This is a genomic window from Streptomyces sp. NH27, assembly GCF_056859195.1.
The window spans coordinates 1-9753 of record NZ_JACEGK010000297.1; the positions used below are offsets into that span (position 1 = coordinate 1).

Sequence of the window (9753 nt, forward strand, 5' to 3'; positions counted from 1 at the left end):
GCCACCGACGCCGTCGGCAGCCGCGGCCCGGGTGAAGACGCGCAGCAGGTCGTGCATGCGGTACTGGCCGCGCGGCCCTTCCTCCAGCAGCCCCGCGCCGACCAACCGGTCGAGCACACGGGCACCGCTGACGGCTCCGTCCAAAGAGTCAAGGGCGTCCTGGGCGTCGTCGGGACCGTCCGTGGAACCGGCCGACGCTGTCGCGGCGGCGGGCCCGGGTCCGTCGGCGTGGGCGCCGCGCAGGATGGCGAGTTCGAGCCGTTGCAGGTCGGGGCCGGGGTCCACGCCGAGTTGCTGGGCGAGGTGTTCCTTGGCCTTGCGGTACTCGGCGAGCGCCTCCGCACGGCGGCCTGTGCGGTACAGCGCCTCCATGAGCTGCCCGGTGAAGCGCTCGTGCAGCGGGTGGGCGCGGGCGGTGGGCCAGATCTCGGCGACCGCCTCGCGGTAGCGGCCGCGGGCGAGTTCGAGGTCGAAGACCCGCTCGATGGCGCGCAGCCACTCCTCCTCCAGCCGCGGGACCTCGTCGCGGTGCAGCAGGTCGGAATGGACGTTCGACAGCAGCGGCGGCCGCCAGAGCGCGAGCGCGGTGCGCAGCAGCCCGAGTTCCCTTTCCGGTTCCGCCGCGGAATACGCCTGGCCGAGCAGTTCGCGGAACTCCACGAGGTCGAGCGCGGCGGCGTCCGCGGTCAGCCGGTAGCCGCCGGGAACTGCCTCGATGGCGTTGCCCGCGACGCCGTATTTACTGAAGAGCCGACGCAGCCGCAACACGCAGCTGTGCAATGCGGCCTTCGCCTGCGCGGGTGTGTCCGCGCCCCAGATAACCTGCTGAAGAAAATCAGCGGTGACCACGGAATTCGCGTGCAGAAGTAATGCGGCGAGCAGGGCGGCGGGCCGCGACGGCTGGAGGACGACGGATTCCCTGCCGTCCGCGACGGTGAGCAGGCCGAGCACGGTGAACCGGGTTTGCGCACCGCCCCGTTCGGCCGTCGGCGGCTCGGCCGACGTCATTGGCCCATGGCCGTTCGTCGCTGCCCGTGCCGCGCGCGCGTCTGCTCAGAACACACACTTCACCGTCCCCACAGCCCCGTGACACCGACGGCCCGGCAGGTGTGCACCGAGCAGAGACAAAGGCCGGATACGGCCCGGACTATCGGCGATCTCGGATGAGGGTACGGCAGTCCGGTTTAGCTGTCCAGAGTACCTGAACGCCCGTTAACCGGCGCAACCAGGACACTCCGGGACGGCGCGCCGCGACAGCACGCGAAGGTAAACGGACATTCCTCGCAGTATTACGGGCACGTGAATATCGTTTTTCCAGCCGACCGGGCGCGCCATGAGATCACCGGGCACCCGGGCCGAATTATCGGCACGCAAAGAACCAAAGGTCGCGGCGATTGCCACGGCCCCCCGGCCGCACCCGCACGAGGGCGGGCCCGCATCCGCCTGCGACGCGCCCGCGCCCCGCACGAGGCCCGAACCCCGCCCGGCGGTGCGTGCCCCGACCGGGGTCGCGCCCGGGGGCGCCCGCACGGCCGTACGGCCGGCCGTACGGCCACGGGAGCACCGCCGGGCGGCCCTCGGACACACCTGGGCCACACCCCGCGCCCACCTCGTACGCTCACCGCGTGCGAGGGTACGGTCACAGCGGCGCCGACTTCCTGCACTATGGGTGCACGACACCTCGGCCCAAATCGCCGGGGTCGGACGGGAGTTGCGAGCGATGGCTGAGAGCGTGCCGGTGCGCTGCCCCGCCTGCGGGCGGGAACACGGCTACACCGCCCCGACGTTTCCGTGCGCCTGCGGCAATCCGCTCGCCCCGCCGGTACTGCCGGGCGGCCGGCCCGTGCAGGTGCTGCACCGCTCCTGGGACGAGTCCTGGGTACGGCTGCGCTGCCCGGAGTGCGGGCGCTCCGACCAGTGGCCGCAGCCGGAGTTCGACTGCGTGTGCGGCGCGCTGGTGCGGCTGCCCGTCGAGGGGTGCGCGGCCGACGCCGGCGACGGCAAGGCGTCCGTGCCGCACGACGGCGCACCCGAGCCGACCGGGAAGGTGCCGCCGCCGACCACCCGCCGGCCGCCGTTCCGCCCGGTCACGATCCGCACCGCCCGCGACGCGCTGAACGCCGCCGCCCACTACCTCAAGTGGCTCGGCTTCAGCAGCGTACGGCTGGCCGGGGACCGTACCGCCAGCGGGATCGACCTGCGCGGCGACGGGCTGGTCGCCCAGGTGGACCCGACCACGCTGCCCACGCCGCTGCGGGACGTCGAGTGCCTGTGGCTCAACTGCGTCCACGAGGACGCCACCGGCGCGTTCTTCTCGCTGGCCGGATACGCCCACGATGCGCGGCTGCGGGCCGACCAGCTCCGGGTGCCCCTGTTCGTCCTCGATCTGACGGGGACGCCCCAGCCGGTCAACGAGGCCGCGGACCAACTCACCCGCAGGGGCCCCGAGTAGCGGTCCGCCCGCACCTGTCCCGTCCTGTGGGCACCCGTCCCGTCCTGTGGAGGGCGCCTTGCACACGGCCGGGGGGTACACCCGTACCGCCCCCGGCGACATCGGCGTGTGCGTCGGGGCCCGCCGTCACCGCCGCGCGCTGAACTCCTCGCGCAGTTCGACCTTGCGCACCTTGCCGCTGACCGTCATCGGGAAGGCGTCGAGGACCCGCAGATGGCGCGGCACCTTGTAGTGCGCGATCCGGCCGACGCAGAACTCGGCGACCTCGGCGAGGGTGGGCGGGTCGGCCGGTTCGCGCGGGATCACGCAGGCGAGGACCTCCTCGCCGTAGCGCTCGTCGGGCACCCCGACCACCTGCACGTCGGCGATCTTCGGGTGGGTGTAGAGGAACTCCTCGACCTCGCGCGGGTAGACGTTCTCGCCGCCTCGGATGATCACGTCCTTGATCCGGCCGACGACGGCGACATAGCCGTCCTCCCGCATCACCGCGAGGTCACCGGTGTGCATCCAGCGCCCGTCGTCCACGGCTTCGGCGGTGCGCTGCGGTTCGTCCCAGTAGCCGAGCATCACCGAGTAGCCCCGGGTGCACAGTTCACCCGGGGCACCGCGGGGCAGGGTGATGCCCGAGGAAGGGTCCACGACCTTCACCTCGATGTGCGGAAGCACCCTGCCGACGGTCTCGGTGCGACGCTCCAGGTCGTCGTCCCGGCGGGTCTGGGTGGACACCGGCGAGGTCTCGGTCATGCCGTAGCAGATCGACACCTCGGCCATGTGCATCTGCGACATCACCCGCTTCATCACCTCCGTCGGGCACGGCGAACCGGCCATGATCCCGGTGCGCAGCGAACTGAGGTCGTAGGAGGCGAAGTCGGGCAGGCCCAGTTCGGCGATGAACATCGTGGGCACGCCGTAGAGCGAGGTGCAGCGCTCCTGCTGGACCGCGCGCAGGGTCGCGGCCGGGTCGAAGGCGGGCGCGGGGATCACGATGCACGCGGCGTGCGAGGTGATGCCGAGGTTGCCCATCACCATGCCGAAGCAGTGGTAGAAGGGCACCGGCAGGCAGACCCGGTCCTGTTCGGTGTAGCCGACCGTGCCGCCTACGAAGTAGCCGTTGTTGAGGATGTTGTGGTGGGAGAGGGTGGCGCCCTTGGGGAAGCCGGTGGTGCCCGAGGTGTACTGGATGTTGACCGGCTCGTCGCAGCTGAGCGACGCCTCCTGGACGGCGAGGTAGTCGGCGGGCAGGTCCGCCCCGGCTGTCACGATCCGGTCCCACGCCGGGTCGCCGATGTGTACCACCTCGCGCAACTGCGGGCATTCGCCGCGGACTTCGGCGGCCATCGCCCGGTAGTCGCTGGTGCGGTACTCGGTGGAGGCGATCAGCACCTCGATACCGGACTGCTTGAGTACGAACGTCAACTCGTGCAGCCGGTAGGCAGGGTTGATGTTCACCATGATCGCGCCGAGCCGGGCGGTGGCGTACTGCACGAGCACCCACTCGGGGCAGTTGACCGCCCAGATGCCGACCCGGTCGCCCTTGCGCACGCCGTGGGCGGCCAGGCCCCGGGCCAGCGCGGCGACATCGCGGCCGAACTCGCGGTAGGTCCAGCGCCGTCCACTGGCCATGTCCACCAGCGCGTCCCGGCCGGGGTGGGCGGCCAGCGCCCGGTCGAGGTTGCGCCCTATCGTGTCGCCGAGCAGCGGGGTGCTGCCGGTGCCGTGCGCGTAGGACGGCTCGGCCGGCGCGGTGCCGACGGCAGTATCCGTCGGATCGGCCGGCGCGGTGCCGACGGCGGTCCCGGTCGGATCGGTGTCGCTCACCGGTAGTCCTCCTCGCGGTACTCGCGGCTGCCGTCGCGCGCGGTCGCCTCGCGCAGCTCGATCCGGCGGATCTTGCCCGACACGGTCTTGGGAAGTTCGGCGAACTCCAGCCGCTTTACCCGCTTGTAGGGCGCCAGGACCGACCGCGAGTGCGCGAAGATCGCCTTGGCGGTCTCGCCGTCCGCCGCCCAGCCGGCCGCGAGCACCACGTACGCCTTCGGCACCGACAGCCGCAGGTCGTCGGGCGCGGGCACCACGGCTGCCTCGGCGACCGCCTCGTGCTCCAGCAGCGCGCTCTCCAGCTCGAACGGGGAGATCTTGTAGTCGGAGGACTTGAAGACGTCGTCGCTGCGGCCGACGTAGGTGATGTAGCCGTCGGCGTCGCGGTGGCCGATGTCGCCGGTGTGGTAGTAACCGCCGGCCATCGCCTCGGCGGTGCGCTCCGCGTCACCCGCGTATCCGGTCATCAGGCCGACCGGCCGGGTGGCCAGGTCGAGGCAGATCTCGCCGTCGTCGCCGGGCTCGCCGGTCTGCGGGTCGACCAGGGTGACGGTGTAGCCGGGGGTGGGGCGGCCCATCGAGCCGGCCTTGACCAGTTGCCCGGGCGGGTTGGCCACCTGCACGGCGGTCTCGGTCTGCCCGAAGCCGTCCCGGATCAGCACCCCCCACAGCCGTCTGACGTGCTCGATCACCTCGGGGTTGAGCGGCTCGCCGGCCGCGACCACCTCGCGCGGCGGGTGCGCCAGCGCCCGCAGGTCGGCCTGGATCAGCATCCGCCACACGGTGGGCGGCGCGCAGAAGCTGGTCACCCCGGCCCGGTCCATCTCGGTCATCAGCCGGGCCGGGTCGAACCGGGTGTAGTTGTGCACGAAGACCGTCGCCTCGGCGTTCCACGGCGCGAACAGGCTCGACCAGGCGTGCTTGGCCCATCCTGGCGAGGAGATGTTCAGGTGTACGTCGCCGGGACGCAGCCCGATCCAGTACATGGTGGCCAAGTGCCCGACCGGGTACGACAGATGGGTGTGCTGGACCAGCTTGGGCCGGGCGGTGGTCCCGGAGGTGAAGTACAGCATCAGCGGGTCGTCACCGCGGGTGGGCCCGTCGGGCACGAAGACCGGGTCGGCGGTGTACGCGTCCTCGTACGCGAGCCACGGCCCGGCGGCGCCGCCGACCGCGATCCGGGTGTAGTCGCCGGGCACATCGGCGAACTTCCCGGTGTCGGCGGCCCGTACCACCGCGTGCCGGGCCTCGCCGCGGCCGATCCGGTCGCGCAGGTCGGCCGGGCCGAGCAGCGGGGTGGCCGGGATGGCCACCGCCCGCAGCTTCATCAGCGCCAGCGCGGTCTCCCACTGCTCGGTCTGGTTGCCGAGCATGAGCAGCACCCGGTCGCCGGCCCGAACGCCCAGGCCGCGCAGCCAGTTCGCGACCCGGTCGGTGCGGGCGGACATCTCCCGGAAGGTGGTGCGCGCCTCGCTGCCGTCCTCCTCGACGATCCACAGCGCGGGCTGGTCGGCGCGCACGGGATCGGCGGCGACCACGTCGAACCAGTCCAGCGCCCAGTTGAAGTGCTCGGGCCGCGGCCATGCGAAACCGGCATACGCTGCCTGGTACTCCTCGCGGTGCCGCAGCAGGAAGTCCCGGGCGTCCCGGAAGATCCCGGTCGCGTCCGATGCCGCCATGTGTCCTCCTCGTCGACGGACCCCTGAGTAGCATCGTCCGGTAGTGACGTGGGTCTCACTACCCCCGGAAGGGGGTGAGGGGGTGATGCAGGTGAACGGACACGGTGAGGCGGTCGAGGTGCGGGCGGCGCTGTTGCGGATGCGCAGGTCGGGGCTGTTGGCGGTGTCGTTCGGCGGGCTGGTGCCGGGCGGCGGCGGGCTGCCGGTCGGCTACGGGGCGCGGCAGTTCCGGATCAGCGAACTGGCGGGCACGGCCACCGAGTCACTGCGCGGTCTCTCGATCACCACCGGCAACGGTCTGGGCGGCAAGACCCTCGCGATGGGCCGCCCCTACGCGGTCACCGAATACCGTGACTCCCGGGTGATCAGCCACGAGTACGACGCGGCGGTGGCCGGCGAGGGCCTGCGCTCGGTGCTCGCGGTGCCGATCGTCGTGCAGCGCCGGGTGCGCGGGGTGCTCTACGGCGCGCTGCGGCAGCCCTTCGCGCTGGGCGACCGGCCGCTGAACGTGGCGCTCGACGCGGCCCGTGAGCTGGAACAGGCGCTGGTGATAAGGGATGAGGCGCAACGGTTGCTCACCTTCGCGCAGGCGCCGCGGCCGGCCGATCCGCGCGCCTGGGAGGAGGTGCGGGAGGCGCACGCGGAGTTGCGCGCGCTGGCCGGGCAGGTGCCCGACATGCATTTGCGGCAGGAACTGCTCAGCGCTTGCACCCGGCTTGCGGCGGCCGGTGCGCCACCCGCGGCCGCACGGACCAGGCCGGCGCCCGGCGCACCCCAGCTCACGCCGCGCGAGCTCGACGTCCTCAGTTCCATCTCCTCCGGGGCGACCAATGCCGCGGCCGCGGCCCGGCTGCGGTTGCGGCCCGAGACCGTGAAGAGCTATCTACGGTCGGCCATGCGGAAGTTGGGGGCGCATACCCGCCTCGAAGCAGTGGTCGCCGCGAGGCGCGCCGGTCTCCTGCCGTAACCACGGCTCCGTGCGCCCCCGGGTGCCGGCGCACGGCCGCCGGACCGCGTTGGGCAGCGTCCTGGGGAACGCGATCGGCGCGTACCTGCTGGCGGCAGCCGTCTCCCTGGGCCTCGGCGAGGTGATGGCGACATCGGCCGCGGTGTTCACGACCGTGAAACTCGTGGGCGCGGTCCACCTGGTCTTCCTGGGCGGGAAGGCGTGGCGCCACCGCGCCGACCTGTCGACGGTGACCGGCCGCGCGGACTCGTAGAAGGCGCACAGCGCGCTCCTAGGAAGACGCCGTCGGGCCGGGCCCGGGTTGAGCCGCCGAGCTGTGAGCAGTCGCACACCACCGAGGACAGCGAAACGTTTGCGTTTCGATATGACGAGTCGTACCGTCAGTGAAGTATTACAGAGTACGAAACCGTTTCGTTCTTCCTCGCGGTTCGCCGCCCGTCCCACTTCCAGGAGTCACGAATATGTCGACTCAGTCCGCAGCCGGCGTGAACGTCGGCGATTCGGCCCCGGGCAGCCCGGTCGCGCTGAACAAGCAGGCCCCGGAGGAGCACGCTTCCCACCGCTGGTGGGTGCTCGCGGTGATCGCCATCGCCCAGCTCATGGTCGTGCTCGACGCCACCGTGGTGAACATCGCACTCCCCTCCGCGCAGAACGCACTCAAGTTCAGCGACGGCAACCGGCAGTGGATCGTCACCGCCTACTCGCTCGCGTTCGGCAGCCTGCTGCTGCTCGGCGGGCGGCTCGCCGACCTGGTCGGCCGCAAGGTCGTCTTCCTGACCGGCGTGGTCGGCTTCGCGGTCGCCTCCGCACTGGCCGGCGCCGCCCCGAACTTCGCGGTGCTCGTCAGCGGCCGCGCCCTGCAGGGCCTGTTCGGCGCCATGCTCGCACCGGCCGCGCTGTCCCTGCTGAACACCACGTTCACCGACACCAAGGAACGCGCCAAGGCGTTCGGTATCTACGGCGCCATCGCCGGCGCGGGCGGCGGCATCGGCCTGCTGCTCGGCGGCGTGCTCACCGAGCACCTGAGCTGGCGCTGGACGCTGTACGTCAACCTGATCTTCGCCGTCATCGCCTTCATCGGCGGCATGGCGTTCCTCCGCAAGGGCGCCCCGGCGGCCCGGCCCCGGCTGGACGTTCCCGGCACCATCCTGGTCACCACCGGTCTGTTCAGCATCGTCTACGGCTTCTCGAACGCCGACAGCCACCACTGGGGCTCCCCGCTGACCTGGGGCTTCCTGTTGCTGGGCGTGCTGCTGCTGGCCGCCTTCGGCTTCTCGCAGACCCGCGCCGCGCACCCGCTGCTGCCGCTGCGCGTGCTGCTCGACCGCAACCGCGGCGCGTCGTTCGCGATCCTCGGGATCTCCGGCATCGGCATGTTCGGTGTCTTCCTGTTCCTGACCTACTACCTGCAACTGTCGCTGCTCTACAACCCGGTCAAGACCGGCCTGGCCTTCCTGCCGATGATCGGTGCGCTGATGGTCTCCGCGCAGCTCGTGACGAACACGCTGCTGCCGAAGTTCGGTCCCCGGCCGATCGTGCCGGTGGGCATGGGCATGGGCGCTGTCGGCATGGCCTGGCTGACCACGCTCGACCTGAACAGCACCTACGCGGCGAACGTGCTGCCGCCTCTGATCGTGATCGGCCTGGGCCTCGGCCTGGTGATGCCGACCGTGATGAGCGTGTCCACCGCGGGTGTCCGGGCCGACGACGCGGGTGTCGCGTCCGCGGCCGTCAACACCATGCAGCAGGTCGGCGGTTCGATCGGCACCGCGCTGCTGAACACGCTGGCCGCGAGCGCGGCGACCAGCTACATCACCCACCACGCGACCAGCAACCCGCCGAGCAAGCTGGTGGCCGCGCACGCCCAGCTGCACAGCTACTCGACCGCGTACTGGTGGTCCGCCGCGTTCTTCGCGGCCGGCACCGTGCTCGCCGCCCTGATGTTCCGCAGCGGCCGCCCGCAGCTGGCACCCGAGGGCGAGCCGCAGGCCGTGCACATGTAGTCCGCATCGGTGGGAGCCGCGCGGGTAAGGGGCGCGCATCCAGATACGCACCCCTTACCCGCAAGCATCGAACCGCTTCTTCGGACAGCAACGTCCCATCAGCACCCTCATAGCTCCCCGGCGCGAACCGAGCGGAACGCGGCCGGGGCCCCAGGGGGCTGGTCACCGGGTCATCGTGGGGACGGGACACCCGGTCGCCAAGCCCTCTGGACAACCCCGCCGCCCCGTCGGTGCGCCGCCCCCGTGCGCACCGCCGGGGCGGTGGTGTGTGCGGGCCGCCGCCTATCGTGCACCAGGTCGTTACTTCTTGTCGGCGGTGAGCCGACCGCCGACCGCCCAGCTGTCGGCCGGGGTCTCCTGAATCCACACCTGCACGCTGTCGGCCGGCACGTGCAGCGCGTCCACGAACGCGTCGGTGATCTTCTGCACCAGGTCCCTCTTCAGCTCGACGGTGCGCGGGCCCTGCTGCACGGTGACGATCGGCATGGTGAACTCCCAGGTCGGCGGCGGCTGTTCCGGGCTTTCCGGGCCGCCGTGCGGTGTGGGAACAGTCCATCGCGGACCGGTCGCCGGACCAAGAAGCACTGCGCGAGCACAGCGATCACGTATCGAGATCGCCCTGCCCCGCGCATGCGTCGAGCAGCAGGGACACCGCACGGGACGGCGCCCGGCGGCGCACCGCGAGACCCGAGGTGAGGGCGAGGCCGCCGCCCCGGAACGGCAGGAACGCCACCCGGGGTGCGTGCAGCGCGGCGGCGTGCGCGGCGTAGACCACCGTCCACAGGTCGCCGCCGGCCCCGATCGCGGCCAGGTTGTCCTGGAGCGAGGTACTCC

At 71.7% G+C, this 9753-nt stretch carries 8 protein-coding genes and 1 pseudogene; 4 read left to right on the plus strand and 5 right to left on the minus strand.

Annotated features, from left to right (window positions below):
- The coding region (locus AC13HU_RS22840) for an AfsR/SARP family transcriptional regulator (RefSeq protein WP_483043801.1) at nt 1-1008 on the minus strand (1008 nt) is incomplete at its 3' end.
- A 712-nt stretch (nt 1009-1720) separates the two neighbouring features.
- Here AC13HU_RS22840 and AC13HU_RS22845 point away from each other — a divergent pair.
- A complete protein-coding gene (locus AC13HU_RS22845; protein WP_483043802.1) occupies nt 1721-2452 on the plus strand; it encodes a hypothetical protein in 732 nt (243 codons plus the stop codon).
- Between the two features lie 126 nt (nt 2453-2578).
- Here AC13HU_RS22845 and AC13HU_RS22850 read toward each other — a convergent pair whose 3' ends face one another.
- Both AC13HU_RS22850 and AC13HU_RS22855 read right to left on the minus strand, forming a co-directional pair.
- A complete protein-coding gene (locus tag AC13HU_RS22850; RefSeq protein ID WP_483043808.1) occupies nt 2579-4150 on the minus strand; it encodes an AMP-binding protein in 1572 nt (523 codons plus the stop codon).
- Nucleotides 4151-4266: 116 nt separating this feature from the next.
- Nucleotides 4267-5949 (minus strand): AMP-binding protein, encoded by a 1683-nt coding sequence (locus AC13HU_RS22855; RefSeq protein ID WP_483043803.1) that lies wholly within the window; start codon nt 5947-5949, stop codon nt 4267-4269.
- Between the two features lie 85 nt (nt 5950-6034).
- Between AC13HU_RS22855 and AC13HU_RS22860 the strand changes: the two genes are divergently transcribed.
- The 3 genes from AC13HU_RS22860 (at nt 6035) to AC13HU_RS22870 (ending at nt 8919) form a co-directional block, all read left to right on the plus strand.
- The gene (locus tag AC13HU_RS22860; protein ID WP_483043804.1) at nt 6035-6916 is read left to right on the plus strand and encodes a helix-turn-helix transcriptional regulator; all 882 of its coding nucleotides are present in this window, start codon (nt 6035-6037) and stop codon (nt 6914-6916) included.
- A gap of 10 nt (nt 6917-6926) precedes the next feature.
- Nucleotides 6927-7169, plus strand: coding sequence for a LysE family translocator (locus AC13HU_RS22865; RefSeq protein WP_483043805.1), 243 nt, complete (start codon nt 6927-6929; stop codon nt 7167-7169).
- 208 nt (nt 7170-7377) lie between these two features.
- A complete protein-coding gene (locus tag AC13HU_RS22870; RefSeq protein WP_483043806.1) occupies nt 7378-8919 on the plus strand; it encodes an MFS transporter in 1542 nt (513 codons plus the stop codon).
- A gap of 300 nt (nt 8920-9219) precedes the next feature.
- Here the strand turns inward: AC13HU_RS22870 and dmpI are convergent, their stop codons facing one another.
- Together dmpI and AC13HU_RS22880 are read right to left on the minus strand one after the other, a co-directional pair.
- Entirely contained in the window at nt 9220-9405 is a 186-nt protein-coding gene (dmpI, locus tag AC13HU_RS22875) for a 4-oxalocrotonate tautomerase DmpI (RefSeq protein ID WP_483043807.1), read from the minus strand.
- Nucleotides 9406-9520: 115 nt separating this feature from the next.
- A pseudogene (locus AC13HU_RS22880) lies at nt 9521-9753 on the minus strand (LysR family transcriptional regulator); the annotation flags it as partial.